The 23,296-nt window shown below is 63.0% G+C and carries 20 protein-coding genes and 1 tRNA gene; 16 read left to right on the forward strand and 5 right to left on the reverse strand.

The genetic code is table 11. The features are described 5' to 3' along the window. Positions 1-38 precede the first annotated feature (38 nt). The 4 genes from X727_RS140520 (at position 39) to X727_RS140505 (ending at position 2,779) form a co-directional block, all read left to right on the forward strand. Positions 39-113, forward strand: a tRNA-Glu gene (locus X727_RS140520). Between the two features lie 594 nt (positions 114-707). Next, a complete protein-coding gene (locus tag X727_RS140515; protein ID WP_023834991.1) occupies positions 708-1,289 on the forward strand; it encodes a VOC family protein in 582 nt (193 codons plus the stop codon). A gap of 24 nt (positions 1,290-1,313) precedes the next feature. Beyond that, positions 1,314-2,195 (forward strand): glutathione S-transferase family protein, encoded by an 882-nt coding sequence (locus tag X727_RS140510; protein WP_023834992.1) that lies wholly within the window; start codon positions 1,314-1,316, stop codon positions 2,193-2,195. Between the two features lie 215 nt (positions 2,196-2,410). Continuing rightward, positions 2,411-2,779, forward strand: a complete 369-nt coding sequence (locus X727_RS140505; protein WP_023834993.1) for a hypothetical protein — start codon at positions 2,411-2,413, stop codon at positions 2,777-2,779. A gap of 134 nt (positions 2,780-2,913) precedes the next feature. Here X727_RS140505 and X727_RS140500 read toward each other — a convergent pair whose 3' ends face one another. Next, positions 2,914-3,129, reverse strand: coding sequence for a hypothetical protein (locus tag X727_RS140500; RefSeq protein WP_023690098.1), 216 nt, complete (start codon positions 3,127-3,129; stop codon positions 2,914-2,916). Positions 3,130-3,427: 298 nt separating this feature from the next. On the opposite strand from X727_RS140500, the gene X727_RS1000000165720 reads away from it, so the two are divergent. Beyond that, positions 3,428-3,943, forward strand: coding sequence for a DUF2865 domain-containing protein (locus X727_RS1000000165720; protein WP_245274203.1), 516 nt, complete (start codon positions 3,428-3,430; stop codon positions 3,941-3,943). 118 nt (positions 3,944-4,061) lie between these two features. Here X727_RS1000000165720 and X727_RS140495 read toward each other — a convergent pair whose 3' ends face one another. After that, positions 4,062-4,418, reverse strand: coding sequence for a hypothetical protein (locus tag X727_RS140495; RefSeq protein WP_023693676.1), 357 nt, complete (start codon positions 4,416-4,418; stop codon positions 4,062-4,064). Positions 4,419-4,660: 242 nt separating this feature from the next. Between X727_RS140495 and X727_RS140490 the strand changes: the two genes are divergently transcribed. The 7 genes from X727_RS140490 (at position 4,661) to phoB (ending at position 15,856) form a co-directional block, all read left to right on the forward strand. Next, positions 4,661-9,166, forward strand: coding sequence for a PAS domain-containing protein (locus X727_RS140490; RefSeq protein WP_196815017.1), 4,506 nt, complete (start codon positions 4,661-4,663; stop codon positions 9,164-9,166). 497 nt (positions 9,167-9,663) lie between these two features. Further along, complete coding sequence (locus X727_RS140485; RefSeq protein WP_023670113.1) at positions 9,664-10,692, forward strand: substrate-binding domain-containing protein; 1,029 nt, start codon at positions 9,664-9,666, stop codon at positions 10,690-10,692. A 96-nt stretch (positions 10,693-10,788) separates the two neighbouring features. Continuing rightward, a complete protein-coding gene (gene pstC, locus X727_RS140480; protein WP_023834996.1) occupies positions 10,789-12,249 on the forward strand; it encodes a phosphate ABC transporter permease subunit PstC in 1,461 nt (486 codons plus the stop codon). Then, positions 12,246-13,562 (forward strand): phosphate ABC transporter permease PstA, encoded by a 1,317-nt coding sequence (gene pstA, locus X727_RS140475; RefSeq protein ID WP_023834997.1) that lies wholly within the window; start codon positions 12,246-12,248, stop codon positions 13,560-13,562. Before pstC ends, pstA begins: the two co-directional genes overlap by 4 nt. 17 nt (positions 13,563-13,579) lie before the next feature. Continuing rightward, positions 13,580-14,404 carry a phosphate ABC transporter ATP-binding protein PstB gene (pstB, locus tag X727_RS140470; protein ID WP_023834998.1) on the forward strand — a complete coding sequence of 275 codons (825 nt, stop codon included), beginning with the start codon at positions 13,580-13,582 and terminating at the stop codon, positions 14,402-14,404. A 41-nt stretch (positions 14,405-14,445) separates the two neighbouring features. Further along, positions 14,446-15,150 (forward strand): phosphate signaling complex protein PhoU, encoded by a 705-nt coding sequence (gene phoU, locus X727_RS140465; protein WP_023670109.1) that lies wholly within the window; start codon positions 14,446-14,448, stop codon positions 15,148-15,150. A 16-nt stretch (positions 15,151-15,166) separates the two neighbouring features. Next, a complete protein-coding gene (phoB, locus tag X727_RS140460) occupies positions 15,167-15,856 on the forward strand; it encodes a phosphate regulon transcriptional regulator PhoB (RefSeq protein ID WP_023822590.1) in 690 nt (229 codons plus the stop codon). Positions 15,857-15,886: 30 nt separating this feature from the next. Here the strand turns inward: phoB and X727_RS140455 are convergent, their stop codons facing one another. Then, a complete protein-coding gene (locus X727_RS140455; protein ID WP_023834999.1) occupies positions 15,887-17,122 on the reverse strand; it encodes an ROK family protein in 1,236 nt (411 codons plus the stop codon). 265 nt (positions 17,123-17,387) lie between these two features. Between X727_RS140455 and xylF the strand changes: the two genes are divergently transcribed. From xylF to X727_RS140435, 4 genes are all read left to right on the forward strand, one after another. After that, a complete protein-coding gene (gene xylF / locus X727_RS140450) occupies positions 17,388-18,428 on the forward strand; it encodes a D-xylose ABC transporter substrate-binding protein (protein ID WP_023683968.1) in 1,041 nt (346 codons plus the stop codon). Between the two features lie 144 nt (positions 18,429-18,572). Next, positions 18,573-19,889 carry a sugar ABC transporter permease gene (locus X727_RS140445; RefSeq protein WP_023835000.1) on the forward strand — a complete coding sequence of 439 codons (1,317 nt, stop codon included), beginning with the start codon at positions 18,573-18,575 and terminating at the stop codon, positions 19,887-19,889. A 12-nt stretch (positions 19,890-19,901) separates the two neighbouring features. Then, positions 19,902-20,699: an ATP-binding cassette domain-containing protein gene (locus X727_RS140440; RefSeq protein ID WP_023693682.1), complete on the forward strand. Its 798-nt coding sequence runs from the start codon at positions 19,902-19,904 to the stop codon at positions 20,697-20,699. 156 nt (positions 20,700-20,855) lie between these two features. Further along, complete coding sequence (locus tag X727_RS140435) at positions 20,856-22,502, forward strand: CHASE domain-containing protein (RefSeq protein ID WP_023670103.1); 1,647 nt, start codon at positions 20,856-20,858, stop codon at positions 22,500-22,502. Between the two features lie 39 nt (positions 22,503-22,541). Here X727_RS140435 and X727_RS140430 read toward each other — a convergent pair whose 3' ends face one another. Continuing rightward, the gene (locus X727_RS140430; protein WP_023670102.1) at positions 22,542-22,784 is read right to left on the reverse strand and encodes a YMGG-like glycine zipper-containing protein; all 243 of its coding nucleotides are present in this window, start codon (positions 22,782-22,784) and stop codon (positions 22,542-22,544) included. Between the two features lie 83 nt (positions 22,785-22,867). Continuing rightward, positions 22,868-23,194, reverse strand: coding sequence for a hypothetical protein (locus tag X727_RS140425; RefSeq protein WP_023670101.1), 327 nt, complete (start codon positions 23,192-23,194; stop codon positions 22,868-22,870). Between the last annotated feature and the right edge of the window lie 102 nt (positions 23,195-23,296).

The raw sequence follows: 23,296 nt of genomic DNA on the forward strand, positions 1-23,296 counted from the left end.
TTTTCCCAAGCGTCAGCCTATATCGCCGGTTCTTGAACGCGCCCATCGTCTAGCGGTCAGGACACCGCCCTCTCACGGCGGGAACAGGGGTTCGATTCCCCTTGGGCGTACCAAGCAACCGCTTTCCTTCCGCATCATCGACAATTTCGGGCAGCAGCCGCGCGGATCGCGTGTGACCGCGAGGGCCGGCGGCATAAGCGAAAACCCGGCAAATCCGCGTCACAGATACACCCAATTTAAGTCAGACCGCGACGCTTGAAAGCGTAGCGATCTCTGTTACTTGCGGTGCGGGGATAGCATCTGCGGCAACGCGGATTTGGTTGGGCATAGCAGGTATGAGTTCGGCAAAAATGATATGCCCGTGCTGTCACGGCAGCGGGCAGGTTTTCGATTGCTTGAAATGGCGCGAGTCGAAAGGGCATTGCTGCCCGCAAGGCACGCATCGGGCCGGCTGTCCCGGGCAGACCATGGCATGCGCCGAATGCGCGGGCCTGGGCACGCTGGCGGAAGCCGAGCTCAGAGCGGTCGCGTAGCCTCAGGTCATGCAACCTTAAGCCTCTTTCACCATCCAGCGCCGGCAGTCTCCGCGAGCTTCTGGCGCGGCGCTGCCAATTGCACTAGCATCATGTACGAAGCCTTGCCAAAGGGCTCGTTGCGGCGCGCAAGACGCCGGGGAACATAGGCGAGGGTCGGCGAGGAGGAGACCGATGCAGAAACTGCAGTCGCAGGGCGTCCATCACATCACCCTCGTCGGCGCCGGCCGCCAGACCTCGATCGATTTCTGGGAGGGCGTGCTCGGCATGCCGTTCATTTTCGAGCAACCCAATCTCGACAAGCCAAGCGAAAGCCATCTCTATTTCGATCCCGGCGACGGCAGGTTGATCACCGTCTTCACCGACGAGAGCCGCACGCCGGTCAAGCGGCGCACGCCCACCGAACCGGGCTGCGTCCATCATATTGCGTTCTCGGTGTCGCGCGTGACCTTCCTGCAGGCGGTCGCCCGGCTCGACGAGCGCGCCATCAAGCACAGCGGCGTCAAGGATCGCGGCTTCATGGATTCGATCTATTTCGAGGATCCGCTCGGCCTTCTGATCGAGCTGGCGTCCTACCGCTTCGAGCCGCCGGCCGGCTTCACCCATGCCGACGTCTTGATGCAGGCGCACAAGCTGCGCGTTGCGCGCGGCCACTACAACATCGCCGAAGTGCACCTTGCCGATGCGATCCAGACGCTGGTCGAACGGTCGCGCGCGACCTTGTCGGACGACCGGACGCCGAAGAATCCATACTGACGGCCAGCAAAAGGGGAGGACCATATGGCAAAGACAGTTAAGAGCGCTGGCAAACCAGCGGCCAAGCCAGCAGCAAAAGCGGCAGCGAAGCCGGCCGCAAAGGCGGCCGTAAAGGCCGCGCCGAAGGCAGCCGCGAAGCCGGCCGCGAAAGCCGCGACAAAGCCGGCTACTAAGATGTCGGGGCCGAAGGCCAAGGGGGCGAAAAAACCGGCGCTGAAGCTCTCGATGCTGAAGCCGAGCGTCAACAACATGACCGTCCGGGTGTTTGCCCGTGCGGCCGGGTTCGACGCCGCCGAGACCGACGCCTGGGGCCACACGCGGTCGCCGGAATATATGGCGCGCAATCCGGCGCATCTGACGCCGATGATCGAGGACAAGGGGCTGCCGCGCGGCGTGCTGTGGGAGAGCTGTGCCATCATGCAGTATCTCGCCAACAAGCACGGACTGGAGAAATTCTATCCCAAGGCGCCGGCCAAGCGGGCGATGGTCGACAGCGCCATGTTCTACCTGATCGGCACGCTCTACCCGTATGTGGCGCGCGCCACCTATCCGGCGCTGGGTTTTCCGCATTACGCCGGCGAGGTCGGCCATAGCGACGCTCATCCGGAGAAGAAGTCCGAGGCGCAGAAGGCCGCCATGGCCGCCATTGCCGAGCCGCTGGAGGTGTTTCACTCCTTCTTCAGGGACGGCAAGCCGTTCATCGGCGGCAAGCACCCGTCGATCGCCGACATACGCCTGGCATCGACGCTGGAGTTCCTGGCCGTCATCGATTATGCGCTGCCAAAATGGGCCAAGGAGTATGTCGCGGCGATGGAGAAGAAACTCGGCCAGGCCTATGCCGAGCCGGCCGGCGACGTGCGCGGCTACATCGCCTATGTGAAGTCGCAGGCCAGCGCGCAAAGCTAAGGATTCATTAACCAGAACGCTGTCTATTGAGGGCACCGCGCGACCACGGATGTACTGGCGCAAGGGTGAAGGGAAAGGTCGGCGCAATGCCGGCCTTTTGCTTTTCGCCGATGCGCCATCAGGCGCGCCTCATGCTGTAAGACATCAGGCATATTGCCATCGTCTGCTTCGACCCTACCATCATGGTCGGCGGACGACACACGAGGAGCTTTGCGATGAAGGGCGTAGCGAGAGTGTTTGCGATTGCCGGTGTTGTGTCGGTCGGAGGCAACCCGTGCAATGCCGCGCCGCTCGACACGATGGCGGAGGTCGGCGATGCCATCCAGGCGTGCTGGACGCCGCCGGCGGGTGCTGGAAATGCCAGCGTCACCTTGAGCTTCAGCTTCAAGCGCGACGGCACGCTGATCGGTCCGCCGCGGCCGACGGCGATCAAGGTCGATGGCGATGCGGATACCAGGAAGTCGTTCGTCGACGCCGCAACCACTGCCCTGCAAAAGTGCCTGCCGTTGAGCTTCTCGCCGACGCTGGCGCAAGGCGTCGCGGGCAATGTCTTCACCGTGCAATTCGCTTCGCCCAAGCAGTAGGCGAGCGGGCGAGCGTTTCACCGTTTCACAGAAACGGCGACCCCCTCTCTCGTTGTCTTGACGCAATTCCCAGGGGAAAGCGCTACGCGCTTTTCGCGGAAAAACGACTCACACTTTTCCTGAAGTTGCTCTGATCAGTTGTGCGGGCGTCTGATATCGACATGCCGCTGCAGTTCCGGCGTCTCGAAGACGTAGTCGGCCCAGGCGGATTCCGGAATCTGTCCGGCCAGATAGCATTCCAGCAACAGGCTCTGTTCGGGATCGAGCGCTCTCGGCGCCCGCTCATGGTCCAGCCCCAGCGAGTGGAACAGGTTCCTGGTCAGGCCAGAGACAGTGAAGTGAATAGACATCTTCGTCTCCTTTGCCCGACACAACGCGAGACACCGGAGAAAGGTTTCATCCGCAAGGGCCGACAACGCGGGATCGATGATTGCGGGGGCCTGGGCTCGCCCAAGCCTGGCTACGTCTCAATCTTGAAACAAAAGTGTAATAGCGAATTTACAGGAACCGGCATAATACACTCGGGTGCAACGCCAGATCGCCGGCGCCGCGATTTCGCGCCGGGATACGTCCGGACTGCAGGCCAGGCTCGTCGCGCTCGGCTGCAGGCCCGCCGCCGGGCAACAAAGACAGCGTCCGGCTGGTGCCATGATCGGCAGCAATTCGATGCTGTTTTGCGTTCGTCTCTCCGACGGCTATTTCTTCCCGGCGCCGAAATCGCAGTTCGTGCAAGGCGGCGATGTCAAGGAGATGGTCGATCAGTGCCGCTACATCTGCGACGATGCCGGCGTCGACCTGTACATGCTCAGTGACCCAAGCCTTGAAACCGAAGAGATGGTCGCGCTCGATACGCGCACATCCTACAAGGACCTGCCGACGGCCTTCAAATATCGCGATGATGCGAACTTCAGGGCCTGCGACCTCAAGCGCTATCACCGGCGCATTGCCGAGCTGAGAGCGCGCACGGTGACGCCAGCCAATATGGCCAACGCGATCATTCCTTTGCCGTCAGCGAAGCCGGATCTTGGCACCGTGGCGCAACTTCCCCAGCCTGGCGCAGACGCTGCAGAGGCCAGGGGCGCCGCCCAGCGACAACCGGTCGAGCCATTGGCCGGCTCGCGGCCGGTCAGGGTGGTCGGGCCGGCTTTCTTCCCGGCGGAGTAACCTGCGCCTAGAGCGTTTCACCGTTTCACCGAAACGGCGAACCGCTCTATGTCTTTGTTTTACGCAATTCCGGACGGAAAACCGTTTCACACTTTTCCTGGAATTGCTCTAGTACCAGCTATTCGCAAACCATCCTGTAGCGTTTGCCGGGTTCGCTGACATTCTTGCAGGTGAGCGGATTGGCCGGTTCGGAAGCCATGCTGGGAGGGCTGGACCTGACGTGCCGCCTTGGCGCAGCTATTTGTGTTGTGTGCCTGCGTGCCGCGGGCCGGTAGGGCTCCTGCGGCGGCGGCGTCGGAAACACACCGGCTGCCGCCTGCATCCGGCTGGCCTCAGTCTGCGACGGATCGCGATCCCAGACCCGCCTGATATCGAGCGGCTTCGGGATCACCACCGTGCCGTCATAGCTGCGTGCGCAGCCGCTGCCCGCAAGCAGCGCCAGGCACAGGAAACAAGGCACGATCCAACCCGTCATCAGCAACACCCCCGCCGACTTATAGCCCGGCCGGGGTTCCGCCGACAACCGGCGGAATACCGCAGGGCAATGTGGCTCTGGCCGCAGTCTGGATTGGTTATGGTTAGCGGATCATTAATGCTTCTCGGGCACATTCCGCCGGCGAACCGCTGAGGGGGTTCGGCCTTGGCTTTCGGGGTGGGAACGGGATGGCTGACGGGACTGTTGGAACACGCGGCGGACGCGGTTCCCGAAAAGGGGTGGTGAACGGCGAGGATACGTCCGTCGGGGGTTCGCCCGAAGCGCTGCGCGAACTGGTCGAGGCCGGCGCCGACTGGGTTTGGGAGACCGACGCCGAGCTGCGCTTTTCCTGGCTTTCGGAGAACTACCAGGCCGCCACCGGCATCGATCCCGCCAGCATACTTGGCCGTTTCCGCTTCGATTTCCTCAAGCAGATGGTGCACGGCAATCGACACGCCGCCGCGCATCTGGAGGATCTGCAGGCGCATCGGCCGTTTCGCGACTTTGTTTATGAGTTGAAGGGCGGCGGTCCCGGCTGTCGCTGGGTTTCGATCACCGGTTCCCCGCGGTTCGACGGCGAAGGCGAATTCATCGGCTATCGCGGCATCGGCCGCAACGTCACGGCACTGGCCGGTGCGCTGGACGAACTGCGGGAGGAGGAGAGCGATCCGCCGGCCGGCGAGGCCACGCAGCACCTCGCCGATCTCGAGCGGACGATGGATGCCATGCATATGGGCGTCGTGCTGCTTGACGAAAAGCTCGGCACACTCATCGTCAACAAGGCCTATCGCGAGCTCTCCAGGATTCCCGATGGCGCCGTCACTGTCGGCGCGCCGTTCAGTCTGTTGATGGAACTCAACCGCCGCAACGGCATCTACGGCGATCTCGATGAACAGCAGTGGCGGCACTACCTCGCCACCCGCATCGAGGAGATCAGCGCCGGCTCGGTTGCGCCACGCGAATTTCTCCATGCCAATGGCAGGACGATGATGTTCTCGGTGACGGCATTGTCCGGCGGCAAGCGGCTGTTGACCTACTACGACGTCTCCGAGCTCAAGCGTCGCGACGCAGAGATCGAGAGTGCCAACGCCAAAATCACGGAGACCTTCGCCAATCTTCGCACGATGGTCGACCAGATGCCGATCGGCGTGCTCGTCCTTGATGCGGACATGCGCGCGGAGGTGATCAACCGCGCCTTCTATGATTTCTGGGAAATCGATCCCCGACGCGCCAGGATCGGCTGCGGCTTCCGCGAACTGATGCAGGCCAGCCGCGATATGGACCCGTACGGTGCTGACGATGCGGAATGGCAGGGCCACATCGCCGAGCGCGAAGCAGAAATCTCGGCTGGCCTGGTGGGCTCAAGGCAACTGCCACGCAATGACGGCCGTACGCTGATTGCCTCGCTGGCGCCGCTCGCCGGCGGCAAAAGGCTGATCTCCTATGTCGACGTCACCAACATGAAGGATCGCGAGGCTGAACTCGCCCAAGCGCTGGAGAAATCGCGGCTGGCCGAGGCGGTGATCAACGGCGTCAAGGACCCGATCTTCGTCAAGGACGACAATCTGCGTTTCGTCTTCGTCAATGAGGCGTTTTCGGCACTGTTCGGACAGAGCCCGCAAGCGATGCTGGGCAGGCCCGGCGGCGACTTCCTCAAGCAAAAGGACGCCGCGCAGTTCGAAGACAGCGAACGCGCCGTGCTGGCGACCGGCACGCCCTACGAGGTCGAGGAGACTTTCGACGCCGAGGGCGCCAGCCGCTCGCGCATCGTGCGCAAGAACCGCGTCGGCATGCCCAGTGGCCGCAACTATGTCGCCGGTTTCCTGTTCGACATTTCCGACATGAAGCGCCGCGAGACCGAGGCCGAGGACGCGCGCAAGAACCTCGCCACGGTGCTGGAGTCGCTGCCGGCGGCCGTCATCATCTATGACCGCGACGACAAGTTCATCTTTGCCAATCGCAAGCTGCAGGACACGCTGCCGGCGCTGAAACCGGCATGGCAGCCCGGCCGCACCTTCCGCGAGGCCCTGGAACTTGGACATTCCGTGGGATATTTCCGCTTCAGTGGCGATCCGGAGACCGACAAGCTCTATGACGGCGATCGAGACATCTGGCTGGATGCCATTCTCGCCCGCTACCGCCTGCCGAACTCCTCCTACGAACGGTGCAATCCCGACGGCCGCTGGTATCAGGTCTACGATATGCGCACCGAGGACGGCACCTTCATCGGCGTGCGCGTCGACATCTCGGAGATCAAGAGCCGCGAAAAGGCGCTGCAGGAAAGCATGCGCCAGATCGACCTGTTCCGCTACGTCATGGACGAACTGCCGGTCGCCGCCTTCATCAAGGCGCAGGATCTGAGCATGGAATTCGTCAACAAGGCCTGGTGCGCGCTGACCGGCATCCCCAAGGAGGAGGTCATCGGCCGAACCGATCTCCAGCTTTTCGGCATAGACGACGCCGAAACCTACACCCATGACGACACCCAGGTCGTCGTCACCGGCCGCGGCCGCGAGATCGAGGAGCCCGTTACCCATCGCGACGGCACGGTGCGGCAATTGATGACGCGCAAGAGCCGGCTGGTGGCGCTCGATGGGTCGGTGCACCTGGTCGGGTCCAGCACCGACATCACCGACGTCAAGGCGCGCGAGCAGGCGTTGGAAGAGAGCATGCGCGAGAACGAGGTGTTCCGCAATCTCATCGACAACGTGCCGGTGTCGATCTACGCCAAGCGCTCCGACCTCAGGCAGTTCTACGTCAACAAGGGCTGGTGCGACCTCACCGGCCTCCGCAGGGAAGACGCGATCGGCAAGACGGACATCGAGATTTTCGGCGAGGACGGCGAAGCCTTCGTCAACAGCGATCTCGCCGTGCTGCGCACAGGCGATACACAGGAGATCGAGGAAACGGTGACGCTTGCCGACGGCAGCGTGCGCCACCAGTTCGCCCGCAAGGGCGCGATGATCGCGTCCGACGGTTCGCTCTATCTGATTGGGTCGACCACCGACATCACCGAACTGAAGCTGCGCGAGGCCGAACTGCGCGAGGCGCGCCAGCGCGCCGTACTGGCCGACCGCGCCAAGTCGGAATTCCTGGCCAATATGAGCCACGAGATCCGCACGCCGATGAACGGCGTACTCGGCATGGCCGAGTTGCTGGCCAAATCCGATCTCGATCCCAAGCAGAAGACGTTCACCGATATCATCGTCAAGTCGGGTAACGCGCTCTTGACCATCATCAACGACATACTGGACTTCTCCAAGATCGATGCCGGACAGCTGGTGCTCGACCCTGCGCCCTTCAACCTGCCCGAAGCAATCGAGGATGTGGCGACGCTGATATCGACGCGCGCCAAGGAGAAGGACCTCGAGCTCATCGTGCGCGTCGAGCCGGGCCTGGAAAGCCTGTTCGTCGGCGATGTCGGTCGCATGAGGCAGATCGTCACCAATCTGGTCGGCAACGCGGTGAAGTTTACCGACGAAGGCCACGTGCTGGTCGACGTGACCGGACAAAGGGGGCCGACGGGGACAAAGCTTACCGTTTCGGTCACCGACACCGGCATCGGCATTCCGCAGCAGAAACTGAAGCTCGTCTTCGAAAAATTCAGTCAGGCCGACACCTCGTCGACCAGACGCCACGAAGGCACAGGGCTCGGGCTCGCCATCACCTCGCGGCTGGTCGAGTTGATGGGCGGCGAGATCGGTGTCGAGAGCGCCGAAGGCAAGGGCTCGACCTTCTGGTTCACCGTGACATTGCCCAGGGCCGAGGAACAGACCGGACGGCGGATCATGCCGGTCGACGTGACCGGCTCACGGGTGCTGATCGTCGACGACAATGCCGTCAACCGATCGATCCTGAGCGAGCAGATGGCGTCATGGACCTTCGATTCCTGCGCCGCCGAAAGCGGACCCGAAGGGCTCAAGGTGCTGGTTGCCGCGGCTGCCTATGGCGTGCCGGTCGATTGCGTCGTGCTCGATTATCAGATGCCGGGGATGAGCGGCGCCGAAATGGCGCGCGTCGTGCGCAACACCGCAGGGCTGGCCGACACGCCGATCATCATGCTGACCTCGGTCGACCAGTCGCTCGCCAACACCAGCTATCGCGATCTCGGCATCGACGCCCAACTGATCAAGCCGGCGCGTTCCTCGGTGCTTCTGGAAACGCTGGTCGCCACCATCCAGCGGCACCATCACAATATCACGGGCCGTGTGCTGCCGGCGGCAAGCAGCGGTTCCGGCGGCGGCAGGAACGAACCGTCGCCGGCAAAGCCGCCGCTCGCTGCCTCGGAACGCGCCTTGCTGGAACCGCCGCCGGTTCGTGCCCGCGCCCGGGCCGCCGGGGATGAACGCCGGCTCGACATCCTCGTTGCCGAGGACAATGAGGTGAACCAGATGGTGTTCACCCAGATAATCGGCGAAACCGGCTACAGTTTCGAAATCGTCGGCAACGGCCGCAAGGCGCTCGACGCCTTCGGCCGGCTTAATCCGCGCATGATCCTGATGGACGTCTCGATGCCGGAGATGAACGGGCTCGAGGCCACCGCCGCAATTCGCCGGCTTGAAGAACATACGGGTATGCATATCCCGATCGTCGGCGTCACCGCGCATGCCTTGAAGGGCGACCGCGAGCGCTGCCTGGAAGCCGGCATGGACGACTATCTGCCCAAGCCGATCAGCCCCAGGGCGCTGCTCGAAAAGGTCGAGCGCTGGGTCGGCATATCAGGCGAAGCCCAACGAGACGCTGGATAGCAACCTGCGGCGCCGGCCGGGATTCGGCCGCGCCGCAACAGCCAAGGCTATGGTGCGATCGCACCATATCAAAGCTGGCGCCCAGTCAGGACAATGGTCGCGACGAAACCGCTCATTCAGTTACGGGCGGGAGCAAGCGACCGCCGACAAGAAACAGCGTCGAATCTACCCCAACGGACCTGTTTTTGGCGATGGCTCGGCCAAGATTCGCTCTGGCCACGGGCAACGCGCTCCCGTCCGGTTTTTCTTTCTCGGCATCGCGGCCTGCGATGTGCCGGGACTTGATGCCAGCACGAATTGCGCAAGCGTCTGATTCCAGCGGCAACTTCCATTCCCACAAACCGGCTTAAAGGGTGCGGCCCACAAGACGTCTGTGCGACGTTACCGGGCTGACACGAAACTGTCATGCGACTGTAATAATCGAAGGCTATTGGCCTCAGCGGGCGCCGGTTTGAAGAGGGCGCCAAGAGACCATCTTCCGAACAGGAGCAGGCCACATGAAGAAATTCCTCGTTACGGCATCGGCCGTGGCGGTAGCGTTCGCCGCATCGTCCGGTGTCGCCGCTGCGCGTGACCAGATCCAGGTCGCCGGTTCGTCGACCGTGCTGCCTTACGCCAAGATCGTCGCCGAGCAGTTCGGCGAAACCTTCACCAACTTCAAGACCCCGGTGGTCGAGTCCGGCGGCAGCGGCGCCGGCATCAAGGAGTTCTGCAAGGGCGTCGGCGAAGACACGATCGACATCGCCAACTCCTCGCGCCCGATCAAGAAGGACGAGCTGAAGTCCTGCGCCGACGCCGGCGTCAAGGACGTCCAGGAAGTCCGCATCGGCTATGACGGCATCGTCTTTGCCACCGACATCAAGGGTCCGGACTGGGCGCTGGTTCCCGCCGACATCTACAAGGCGCTCGCCGCCAAGCTGGTGGTCGACGGCAAGCTGGTCGACAACCCGAACACCAAGTGGAACCAGGTCAATCCGAAGCTGCCCGACTGGGATATCGCCGCCTATATCCCGGGTGAGAAGCACGGCACCCGTGAAGTGTTCGAGACCAAGCTGCTCGACGCCGGCTGCGACAAGGCCGCTTTGAAGGCTGCCGGCATCGCCGACGACAAGGAAATCGGCAAGACCTGCATCGCCATCCGCAAGGACGGCAAGGCTGTCGACATCGATGGCGACTACACCGAGACGCTGGCCCGCATCGACTCCAACAAGACCGGCGTTGGCGTGTTCGGCCTCGCCTTCTACGAGAACAATGCCGACAAGCTGAAGGTCGCTACCGTGGAAGGCATCGTGCCTTCGACGCAGACCATCGCCGATGGCACGTACCCCGTGTCGCGGCCGTTGTTCTTCTACGTCAAGAAGGCGCATCTGGGCGTCGTTCCCGGCCTCAAGGAATATGTCGAGTTCTTCCTTGATGACCAGATGATCGGCCCGGAAAGCCCGCTCGCCCAGTACGGCCTGGTTTCCGCTCCCGACGCCGAACGTCAGGGCCAGCGCGACGCCTTCGCCGCCGGAAAGACGATGTAATCAACCGACCGGATCAGGGCGCGGACCAAATCCGCGCCCTGATTTCGCCGCTTGCCGCAACGGTGGCGGCGATCTGAATTTTCCCTGGGGTGGGTGATGTCGTCCTTGCTCGTACTCGCCATAGTCATCGCCATAGGCGTGGTCGCTTTTGTGATCGGCCGCCAGCGCGCAGCGGCGCAGGATACCGGCAAGGTCAAGCCGCATTCGCGCGCGCATTATCATGGCTGGTGGGCCTTTCTGCTCGCGGTCCTGCCTGCCGTCCTGCTGCTCGCCGTCTGGGATATCGGCTCTTCCTTCTATCTCGACCGGCACATCCATGCCGCTTTGCCCGAGCGCACCGCCGACACAAAGGTGGCCAGCGAAGCGCTCGACGCCAGCATGGTGAAGAGCCTGGCCAAGGGCCTGCGCCGGCTCGATGGCGATACCGCACTTCCCGCTACTTTCGCCGAATTGCAGCCGCTGCTCGCCGCCAAGGGCGTGGCACTGGCCAGCGACACACAGGACTATATGATCCCGATCGCGGTCGAGGCGAACCAGGTCCAGGACCGGCTCGGCCTGTTCGGCGCCGTGCTGACCTTCGCGCTGTCGGTCGCCGGCGCCTTCTATGCGCTGAGGCAGATCGCGCCGCGCGCCAGGGCGCGCAACAATGTCGAGAAGCTGATGCTGTGGGGGCTGCTTGCGGCCTCGACCATCGCCATCCTGACCACGGTCGGCATCGTGCTGTCGATGCTGTTCCAGACGATCACCTTCTTCGAGAGCGTATCGCCGATGAGCTTCTTCTTCGGCACGGTGTGGGATCCGCGTTTCGCCGCCGCCGGTTCCGGCGGCAGCCAGGGTCAGTTCGGCCTGATCCCGCTACTCGCCGGCACGCTCTACATCGCCGCCGTCGCGCTTCTGGTCGCAGTGCCGGTCGGGCTGATGTCGGCGGTCTACATGTCCGAATATGCCTCGCGCGGTGTGCGCTCGGTGGTCAAGCCGGCGTTGGAACTGCTGGCCGGCATTCCGACCATCGTCTACGGCATCTTCGCCGTTGTCACGCTCGGACCGTTCTTGCGCGACCTGTCGGCGGCACTCACCGGCGGCTCGCCCTTCATCCAGGGCCAGAGCATCTTCACCGCCGGTCTGGTGATGGGCGTCATGCTGATCCCGGTCGTGTCCTCTTTGTCCGACGACATCATCACCGCGGTGCCGCGCGCAATGCGTGACGGCTCGCTCGGCCTCGGCGCCACGCGCTCCGAGACGATCAAGCGGGTGATCCTGCCGGCGGCACTGCCCGGCATCGTCGGCGCCATCCTGTTGACGGCGTCGCGCGCCATCGGCGAGACGATGATCGTCGTGCTGGCGGCGGGCGTCGCCGCCAATCTGACGGCCAATCCGTTCGAGGCGATGACGACCATCACCGTCAAGATTGTCAACCAGCTGACCGGCGATCTCGAGTTCAACTCGCCGCAGACGCTGGTCGCCTTCGCGCTCGGCCTGACGCTGTTCGCGCTGACGCTGGTGATGAACATCGTCGCCCTCTACATCGTGCGCAAGTACCGGGAGCAGTACGAATGACCGACATCCCCCTGGACACGATGGCGGGTGCCGTCGCGCGTCCGCGCCGCGACATCGGGCTGAAGGCGCGCTATGCCGCCGAACGCCGGTTCCGCATCTATGGCGTGATTGCGATCTCGGTGGGCCTGGCGTTCCTGGCCATCATGTTGATCACCATCGTCTCGAAAGGCTACACCGCCTTCTGGCAGACGACGGTGACGCTTCCGATCACCTTCGATGAGAAGGTCATCGACCCCTCGAACAAGCGTGCCACAGACCCGAATGTGCTGATCAAGGCGAACTATCCCAAGCTCGCCGAAAACGCGCTGGTGGCCAAGCTCGGCATCGATCCGGCCAACAAGCCGATGATGCTGAAGCTCAGGGGCTTCCTGTCGGAAGGCGCCCGCGTCCAGCTGCGCGACATCGTCTCCGCCGATCCGTCGGTGATCGGCAGGACGCGTGACGTCGACATCCTGGCTGCCGCGAACCTCGACTCGGCCTTCAAGGGTCAGATCGACCTCGGCGTCGATGAAGCGCGCCGCAAGGTGTCCAACCAGCAGATCGACTGGATGAACAAGCTTAAAGCCGACGGCGTGATGGCCGAGCATTTCAACACCGGCCTGTTCACCTATGGCGCCTCCAGCCGGCCCGAAACGTCGGGCATGGGCGTGGCGATCATCGGCTCGTTCTACATGATGGTGATCGTGCTGTTGCTGGCGCTGCCGATCGGCGTCGCCGCCTCGATCTATCTCGAGGAATTCGCCAAGAAGAACCGCTTCACCGACCTGATCGAGGTCAACATCAACAATCTCGCGGCGGTGCCGTCGATCGTCTTCGGTCTGCTTGGCCTTGCCGTGTTCATCAACTTCCTCGGCATGCCGCGCTCGGCTTCCTTCGTCGGCGGCCTGGTGCTGACCTTGATGACATTGCCGACCATAATCATCGCCACGCGCGCCGCCCTCGCCGCGGTGCCGCCGTCGATCCGCTCGGCGGCCCTAGGTCTCGGCGCCTCCAAGATGCAGATGGTGTTCCATCACATCCTGCCGCTTGCCGCCCCAGGCATCCTTACCGGCACCATCATCGGCCTGGCGCGTGCGCTCGGCGAGACAGCACCGCTGCTCTTGATCGGCATGGTCGCTTTCGTCGCCGATTATCCGACGACGCCTTTCGATCCGGCGACCGCGCTGCCGGTTCAGATCTATATGTGGGCAAACGAGGCTGAGCGCGCTTTTGTCGAGCGCATGTCCGGCGCCATCATCATCCTGCTCGTCTTCCTCATGGCCATGAACATCACCGCGATCGTGCTCCGGCGCCGGTTCGAGCGGCGCTGGTAGAAAAAAGGCAATTTGGTATGAACATCATGACCGAACAGTCCCTTGAGAATGCAGTGGGCGACAAAATGAACGCCAAGTCGAACGAAGTCATCAAGATGCGCGGCGACAAGGTCGGCGTCTTCTACGGCGAGAAGCAGGCGTTGTTCGACGTCAATCTCGACATCAGCCAGAACCAGGTGACGGCGCTGATCGGCCCGTCCGGCTGCGGCAAGTCGACCTTCCTGCGCTGCCTCAACCGCATGAACGACACCATCGATTCGGCGCGGGTGACCGGCAAGATCACGCTCGATGAAGACGACATCTACGACAAGAACATCGATGTCGTCGAACTGCGCGCCCGCGTCGGCATGGTGTTCCAGAAACCCAACCCGTTCCCGAAGTCGATCTACGAGAACGTCGCCTACGGCCCGCGCATCCATGGGCTGGCCAAGCGCAAGTCCGACATGGACCAGATCGTCGAGCAGAGCCTGAAGAAGGCTGCGATCTGGAACGAGGTCAAGGACCGCCTGCAGGAGCCCGGCACCGGCCTGTCCGGCGGCCAGCAGCAGCGCCTGTGCATCGCGCGCGCCATCGCCGTGTCGCCGGAGGTGATCCTGATGGACGAGCCCTGCTCGGCGCTCGATCCGATCGCCACCGCCCGTGTCGAGGAGCTGATCGACGAACTGCGCCAGAACTACACGATCGTCATCGTCACCCACTCGATGCAGCAGGCGGCGCGCGTCTCGCAGCGCACGGCGATGTTCCATCTCGGCTATCTCGTCGAGGAGGGCGCCACCGACAAGATGTTCACCAACCCCGACGACAAGCGCACCCAGGACTACATTACCGGCCGCTTCGGCTGAGCCGTCCGGCGGGTGAATTTTCAGGCACGAGGACCAAGATCATGGGTGAACATACCGTCGCCTCCTTCGATGAAGAGCTCGGGCAGATCAGCAAGCTGATCCGCGACATGGGCGATCTGGCAGGCTCGATGGTCAGCGGCTCGACCAGGGCGCTGCTCAATTCGGACAATGCGCTGGCACAGCGTGTCGTTTCCGACGACGCCATCATGGATGCGCGCCAGCGCGAACTGGACGACCGCGCCATCACGCTGATCGCCAAGCGCCAGCCGATGGCCAACGATCTGCGCGCCGTGGTCGGCTCGATCCGCATGGCGGGCGACCTCGAGCGCATCGGCGACCTCGCCAAGAACATCGCCAAACGCGTCGGCACCGTGGGCTTGAGCGTCACGCCGCGCGACCTCTCGCACTCCATCGATGCCATGGCGCAACTGGTGCTGATCCAGGTGCAAGGCGTCGTCGAGGAATATGCCGCCACCGATGCGGCAGCGCTTGCAAAACTCAGGAATGACGACGAGCGCATCGACGTCAAATACACGTCCGTGTTTCGTGAGCTCTTGACCTACATGATGGAAGACCCTCGCAACATCACCGCCTGCACGCATCTCTTGTTCTGCGCCAAGAATCTTGAGCGCATCGGCGATCATGTCACCAACATCGCCGAAAATGCGTATTATGTGCTGACCGGCCAGCAATTGCCCGCCAATCGTCCGAAGCAGGACGAGACGGCGATGGCCACGCCGGCCTGATGAGGGTGAACTGCCTATGATCGCGCCACGCATCATGGTCGTGGAGGACGAGGAGCCGCTGGGCGTGCTCCTCCGCTACAACCTCGAATCCGAAGGCTATCAGGTCGAGGTGGTGACACGCGGCGACGAAGCCGAGATCCGCCTGCAGGAAAACGTGCCCGATCTCCTGGTGCTCGACTGGATGGTGCCCGCTGTTTCCGGCATCGAGCTCTGCCGGCGGCTTAGAGTGCGGCCCGAAACCGAGCGGCTGCCGATCATCATGCTGACCGCGCGCGGTGAGGAAAGCGATCGCGTGCGCGGCCTGTCCACCGGTGCCGACGACTATCTGGTCAAGCCATTCTCGACGCCGGAGTTCATGGCGCGCGTGAAGGCGCTGCTGCGCCGGGCCAAGCCGGAAGTGCTGTCGAGCGTGCTCAAGGTCGGCGACATCGTGCTCGATCGAGAATCGCACCGGGTCTACCGCAAGAAGAGCGAGATCAGGCTCGGACCGACCGAGTTCCGGCTGCTCGAATTCATGATGCGCCATCCCGGCCGCGTGTTCTCGCGCAGCCAACTGCTCGACAATGTCTGGGGCGAGACGATCTATATAGACGAGCGAACCGTCGACGTCCATGTCGGGCGCTTACGCAAAGCGGTCAACAACGGCCGCATGCCGGATGTCATCCGTACCATTCGCGGCGCCGGCTACGCGATCAGGGAAGATTAGGATGCTGCGCGTCGCGCCGTTGCCGGCCATTCAGGCGACATGCTTGCCGGATTTGGCCTGAATGCCCGGCGCGAAAATCTCCTGATCGACGAAGCCGAGCGCGCGCATGGCACAGCCTTCGCGGATCAGCGGCAGCTCGTTGGGCTCGGTGTCGAAGGAGATCGATTTCGAGTGCTGGCCGCCGGCGGTCTGGGCGATCGCTTCGCGCAATGCCGGTTCGATCAGGTCGAAGGCGGCGGCGCTGACGCCTACCATGGCGACGGGTGCCGGATCGATCAGCGCAAACAGGCTGCCGAGGCCGAAGCCGAGCGCCTCGCCGGCCCTGCGATAGGCTTCGCGCTCCGGGCCGTCGGTTTCGCGGGCGCGCGCGGCGAGTGCGCGCATATCAGCGTCGCCGATATCGACCGGCTCGGCATCCTCGCCCATCATTTTGGCGCTGCGCCAGATGGCGTAGTTTCCGGCATAGGCTTCCACGCAGCCGCGCCGCCCGCAGCGGCAGAGCGCGCCGCCCGGACGGTGGATCATGTGGCCGAACTCGCCGCCCGAGGAATGGGTGCCGGTGAACAGTTCGCCTTTCAGCACCAGGCCCATGCCGATGCCGTGCGATAAGAGGATGGCGATAAAATTGTCGCGGTAGCGCTCGGGCTGGCGCCATTGCAGCGCCACCGCCATCATGTTGCAATCGTTCTCCATGGTGGCAGGAATGCCGAATTCCGCTTCCAACATGTCGGCGAAGGCAATGTCGGTCAGTGGCGTGATCGGCGACCACAGCATGGCGCGCGCCTGCGAATCGGTGATGCCCTGGATGCCCATGGCAATGCGGGCGATGCTCTGGACATCGAGGTCGGGATCCTCAAGCCGCCGCCGGACGATTGCTACGCATTCGCCAATCAGCTCGTCGCGCGGCTTGGTCAGCGTGTCCAGCCGGCGCTGTTCCTCGGCGACGACGTGGCCGGCATAGTCGATGACGGTGACGGACAGGAAATTGAGCGACAGCACGACGGTCATCACCGCCGCCGCTTCCGGGTTGAGACCAAGGCCCACCTGCGGCCGGCCGCGTTTCAGTGCGCCGGTCTCGCCAGGTTTGCCTTCAATCAGGATGCCTTCTTGAATCAGATCAGACGAGATTGCCGATATGGTCGAGTGGCTGAGGCCGGTGGTCGCCGCAATCTCGGTCCGCGACGGCTGGCCGGCCCGGCGCACGGCTGAAATCACCATCGCACGGTTGCGACGGCGCAGATCGTCGTGGCGGATTCCAACCGACATTTGTTTCCTCCCGGCCTCCTCGCGCCTCATGATAGTGACGGCGTTCGACGGCACCAGCCAAATATTGGCAGACGCCGGCAGCCCTGTCATTGTTTATTGCGGACCTCGAAAAAATTCGGCACGGCCATCAGAATCCATCAGAATCGATGTTGACAGCGCGTTATCATTGAACCAGTATTTTTTCGAGGCTCGAAAAAATAGCGCCTCTGTGTGCCGGCCCTCGGGCCAGTTTTGTCGCGCCGCACGCGGCGCAGGGAGGATTATGATGAACAGATTTGCAGCCGCCATGCTGGCGGGTGTCGCCATGTCGCTGGCGCTGATGTCGGTCGCGCAGGCGAAGGACAAGGTCATCGGCGTGTCGTGGTCGAACTTCCAGGAAGAGCGCTGGAAGACCGACGAGGCGGCGATGAAAACGGCGATAGAGGCTGCCGGCGACAAGTACATTTCCGCCGACGCGCAGTCCAATCCCGGCAAGCAGCTGACCGACGTCGAAAGCCTGATCTCGCAGGGCGCCAACTCGCTGATCATCCTGGCGCAGGACGCCTCGGCCATCGGCCCGGCGGTGCAGAAGGCGCTGGACGAAGGCATTCCGGTCGTCGGCTATGACCGCCTGATCGAGAACAAGGACGTCTTCTACCTGACCTTCGACAACAAGGAAGTCGGCCGCATGCAGGCCCGCGAAGTGTTCAAGGCGAAGCCCGAAGGCAACTATGTCTTCATCAAGGGCTCTGGCTCGGATCCGAATGCCGATTTCCTGTTCTCGGGCTCGATGGAAGTGCTCAAGGAAGCCATCGACTCGGGCAAGATCAAGAATGTCGGCGAGGCCTATACCGATGGCTGGCTGCCGGCCAACGCGCAAAAGAACATGGAACAGTTCCTGACCGCCAATGACAACAAGGTCGATGCCGTGGTTGCGGCCAATGACGGCACCGCCGGCGGCGTTGTCGCCGCGCTGACGGCGCAGGGCCTTGCCGGAACGGTTCCGGTCTCGGGCCAGGACGGCGACCATGCCGCTCTGAACCGCATCGCGCTCGGCACGCAGACGGTGTCGGTGTGGAAGGACGCGCGCGAACTCGGCAAGAACGCCGCCGAGATCGCCTCGCAGCTTGCCGATGGCAAGAAGACGGGCGACATTGCCGGCGCCAAGGACTTCACCACGCCTGGCGGCAACACCGTCAAGTCGCTGTTCCTGACCCCCGTCGCGATCACCAAGGACAACCTCAACGTCGTCATCGACGCCGGCTGGATCAAGAAGGACGAAGTCTGCACGGGCGTCGCCGCCGGCAGCGTCGCGGCTTGCAACTGATCTCGACGACTTGAAGAAATGAGGCGCCGCGGCTGTCAAGCCGCGGCGTTTTCTCTACGAGAATTGTGTGTTTCCGCCATCGGCGGCAAACTTCTAGGCTGTGGTCCGGCATCCGCGCCAGACGGCAAGCCGCTGGAGGACATCATGACCGACACGACCTCAAATCCGCAGGCCGATACGGCACGAGCGTCTGAACTCGGCGCGGTCGCCCGGTTCCTGAAAGCGACCGAGCTCGACACGCGCATGCTCGGCATGGTCGGCGCGCTGCTGGTCATCTGGGTCGGCATACATATGCTGTCGGGTGGGCTTTTCCTGACGCCGCGCAATCTTTGGAACCTGTCGGTGCAGACGTCCTCGGTCGCGATCATGGCGACCGGCATGGTACTGGTCATCGTCATGCGCAACATCGACCTTTCGGTGGGCTCCGTCGAAGGCGTGATCGGCATGATCATGGGCGTGGCACAGGCCGAATTCCTGATTCGCGTCATCGGCTTCCAGCTTGGAAACCCCTGGCTCTGGGTCGTCGCGCTTGCCGCCGGCGTGGTGCTTGGTCTGCTGATCGGCGCGTTCCAGGGCTTCATCATCGCCTATATGCAGGTTCCGGCCTTCATCGTGACGCTTGGTGGCCTGCTGGTCTGGCGTGGCATGGCATGGCTCATCACCAGCGGGCGCACGGTCGCGCCACTCGACGCCACCTTCCAGCTGATGGGCGGCGGACCACGCGGCTCGATTGGCGCCGCTGCCAGCTGGATCGTCGGCATCGTCGCCTGCGCGGCGGTCGCCTTCGCGCTGCTCAACGGTCGCTCACAGCGCAAGCGCTTCAGCTTTCCACTGCGCCCCGTCTGGGCCGAGACCTTGCTTGGCGTGGTCGCTTGCGCGGCCATCCTCGGCGCCGTGTGGATCGCCAATTCCTATCCATGGCCGATCGGCATCGTGCGCCTGTACGCACAGCAGAACGGCATCACCGTTCCCGAAGGCGGGCTGTTCATCGCGCATGGCATCGCCATACCGGTGCTGATGGCGGTGATTGTCGGCATCATCATGACGTTCATCACCAAGCGCACGCGTTTCGGCCGCTATGTCTTCGCCATCGGGGGCAATCCGGAGGCAGCGGAACTCGCCGGCATCAACACGCGCTGGGTGACCATGAAGGTGTTCATGATCATGGGTGTGCTGGCTGCAATCAGCGCGGCGATCTCGTCGGCCCGTCTCAATGCGTCAACCAATGCGCTGGGCACGCTGGACGAGCTTTTGGTGATCGCGGCCGCTGTCATCGGCGGCACGTCGCTCGCGGGCGGCGCCGGAACGGTGATGGGCGCCATGCTCGGCGCGCTACTGATGCAGTCGCTGCAATCCGGCATGGTGCTGCTCGGCATCGACTCGCCGCTGCAGAGCATTGTCGTTGGCGCTGTCCTGGTCATCGCCGTCTGGCTCGACACCGTCTACCGCCAGCGCGTCTAGGGAGGAACGATTATGGAAAAAACTGCTCCCACCGGTACGCCACTGATCGACATGCGCAACATCTCGATCGCGTTCGGTGGCATTCGCGCCGTCGACGATGCGTCCATCGATCTTTTCCCGGGCGAAGTGGTGGCGCTGCTTGGCCACAACGGCGCCGGTAAGTCGACGCTGATCAAGATCCTGTCGGGCGCCTACAAGCGCGATGCCGGCCAGATCTTGGTCAACGGCCAGGAGGCCTCGATCTCCAATCCGCGCGACGCCAAGAAATACGGCATCGAAACGATCTACCAGACGCTTGCGCTGGCCGACAATGTCGACGCTGCCGCCAACCTCTTCCTCGGCCGCGAACTGATGACCGCGTGGGGGACACTCGACGATGTCGCCATGGAGGCCGAGGCGCGCAAGGTGATGGGCCGGCTCAATCCGCGCTTCCAGCGGTTCAAGGAGCCGGTAATCAAGCTCTCGGGCGGCCAGCGCCAGTCGGTGGCGATCGCACGCGCCATCCTGTTCAACGCCCGCATCCTGATCATGGACGAACCGACGGCCGCGCTTGGGCCGCAGGAGACGGCGCAGGTCGGCGAACTGGTCAAGCAGCTCAAGGCCGACGGCATCGGCATTTTCCTGATCAGCCACGACATTCACGACGTGTTCGAGCTTGCCGACCGAGTCTGCGTAATGAAGAACGGCCAGGTCGTCGGCACCGCGCGCACCACCGATGTGACCCAGGACGAAGTGCTCGGCATGATCATCCTGGGAAAGTGCCCGCCCGGCGCCATTCCCGGTCCGGGTGCGCTGAAGATCGCGGCCTGAGACCACGCTATCGTCAGCTGTCATGTTCACTGATGCTCGAGATCGATAAGCCGGCTAAATATGCATGATATGCCAGCTGTCATTATGGCTTGGCCGCGCCATTGTCTTGCCGCGGCGACTTGCCCATAAAGGTCCCGAACCGTCCATGGGCCTGCGTTGAAGAAGTTTTTCCCGATCCTTGCCTTCATTGCCGTTGCACTGATCAGCCTGACGATGGCGGGCTTCGCCTATTTCGCGACCCAGGAAGCGGCGCGCATCAAGTTCGAGGCGACGGCCGACGACGCGCTCAACCGCATCGAAAGCCGTATCGATCTGCATCTGTCACTGCTGCGCTCGACGCAGGCGCTGTTCGACGCCCGCAATGGCGAGATTTCAGGTAGCGAATTCAAGGCCTTCTTCAGCGCCCTCGATGTCGATAACAATTTCGCCGGCCTGCGCGGCATCGGCTATCTCAGGCTGGCCAAGACCGGTGACGAAGCGGCGGTCGAGCGCGACATGTTGCGCGACCGCGGCGCCGCCCACACGGTCTATCCGGACACGACACAGCCATGGCGCACGCCCGTCGTGCTGTTCGAGCCGCTCGACCCTGCCAACGAATCCACCATCGGCTACGACATGTTCACCGAGCCGGTGCGGCGCGAGGCGATCGAAAAAGCGATGGCCGATGACGCACAGCACGCAAGCGGTCTGGTCCAGCTCGGCCAGGACACTGGCGCGGCGCAGACCTTTACCGGTTTCCTGGTCTTCGTCAGGCTCAATGTCGAAACCGCGCCGGATGGTATCAATGCGTCCAGATCATCGACATCAGGCCTTCTCTACGCGGCCTTCCGCGCCCGCGACCTGTTCCAGACCGCGCTCAGCCGCACGCCTTTGCTGCCGGTCAACACCGCGGTCTATGACGGCACGGCCGACGCCGACAATCTTCTGTTCCAGTCGGAAACGCCGCCGGTTGCGAGCTTTGGCGACAGGCTGTTGGTGACGCGCAAGATCATCGTCGCCGGTCGGCCGTGGACGGTGCTGTTTCGGCCGACAAGTGCATTTTCGCAACCGTCCTCGCGCGCCATTCCGGTCATGCTCGGGCTGTTCGGCCTGCTTCTGGCTGGGGCCATCGCGTTGGTGGCGCGCTATCAGGAGCGCGCCTACGACGCCAAGTCGCTGCTGCATGAAACGACGGAAAAAAGCCTGCTCGAAAAGGATTTGATGCTGCAGGAGATGAAGCATCGGATCAAGAATTCGATCACGCGGGTGCTGGCGATTGCGCGCCAGACGGCAGCGCAAGCAACCGACGTGAAGGAGTTCTCAACTTCCTTCTCAGCCCGCCTGCAGGCAATGGCGGCTTCCCAGGATATGCTGACGCGTTCGCGCTGGCAGAAGGCCGATCTTGGCGACCTGCTGCGCATCGAGCTCGGCCAGGTGTTCGGCAAGGAGCTTCCGGAAGGGATATTGTCAGGGCCTCAGGTGCTGCTCGACGAGAGGACGACGCAGGCGCTTGGCCTGACCTTTCACGAACTGGCGACGAATGCGCTGAAATATGGCGAGGCCGGCAATTCCGTGGGTGCGCTCAAGGTCGACTGGTCGTTCGAGGGGCGCGGGTCCGAGCGGATGCTGGTTCTGAACTGGCGCGAGGCCGGGCAGAAGGAACTCGAAGCGCCGGCGAAGACCGGCTTCGGCACCAAGCTGATCGACCTCAATGTCACGCGCGAATTGCGCGGCACGATTGCCCGAGATTTTCGCATCGATGGGCTTACGGTGGAAATCAGGATCCCGCAGCCTGATGCAGTCAAACAAACGGAGACCGGCTGACCGGTCTCCGTCGCGATTGTCTGATGCTTTTGAAGCGGATCAGCAGCGAGCGGTGTAGAGCCGGCCGCGATTGTCGCGATACTGGCAATAGCCGTTGCGCAGGTTGCGCACCAGCAGGCCGGAACCGGCGCCAACGGCTGCGCCGATCAGCGCACCCTTGCCGCCGCCGATCAGTCCGCCGGCCAAAGCACCGACACCGGCGCCGACACCGACATCCTGCTCGGTCGTGCTGCAGCCGCTGACGGCGACCACCGCAACCATGGCAATAATCAATTTCCGCATAGAATCTCTCCTCACTTTTGTCCTCACTTTAGTAAGCTCCAGCCGCTATTTAGCACGAAACAGCAGCCTTTGCCCGCTCGATCTTATTGTTGGCTAAGAGAGTCTTTTTCGCGGCGCGTGGCGTTCGACGCGACCACGACACTGGAAATCTGCAAAGACGCGTCGAGGGTGCCGTCCGGGCGCACGTTCCAGACGATCTGGTCGTAATCATCCTCCAGCGCGGGGTCCACCGTAAGACATTTGGCAACGACGTGCTCGGCCTGACCCTGCACGTCGCCGGCAGCGAATGGACGTTCTGCCGTGCATGCTTCGGCGGTTTCGAAAACACTGACCGGCACCGGCAGTTCACGGCATTCGGTCATGTTGTTCGAACAGCCAATTACCAAAAGCAAAGCGGCGATGTGTTCCACGGTGACACGTCCTCTCGCCATAAGAACGGTCCACAGCCGTCAAAGTTCCTGTGCCGAAAGGGGCGTTAATAATTGGTCGGCTACGAGCTGGACAGCTTCTGA

This window comes from Mesorhizobium sp. L103C105A0, from assembly GCF_000502215.1.
Taxonomy (GTDB): Bacteria; Pseudomonadota; Alphaproteobacteria; order Rhizobiales; family Rhizobiaceae; genus Mesorhizobium.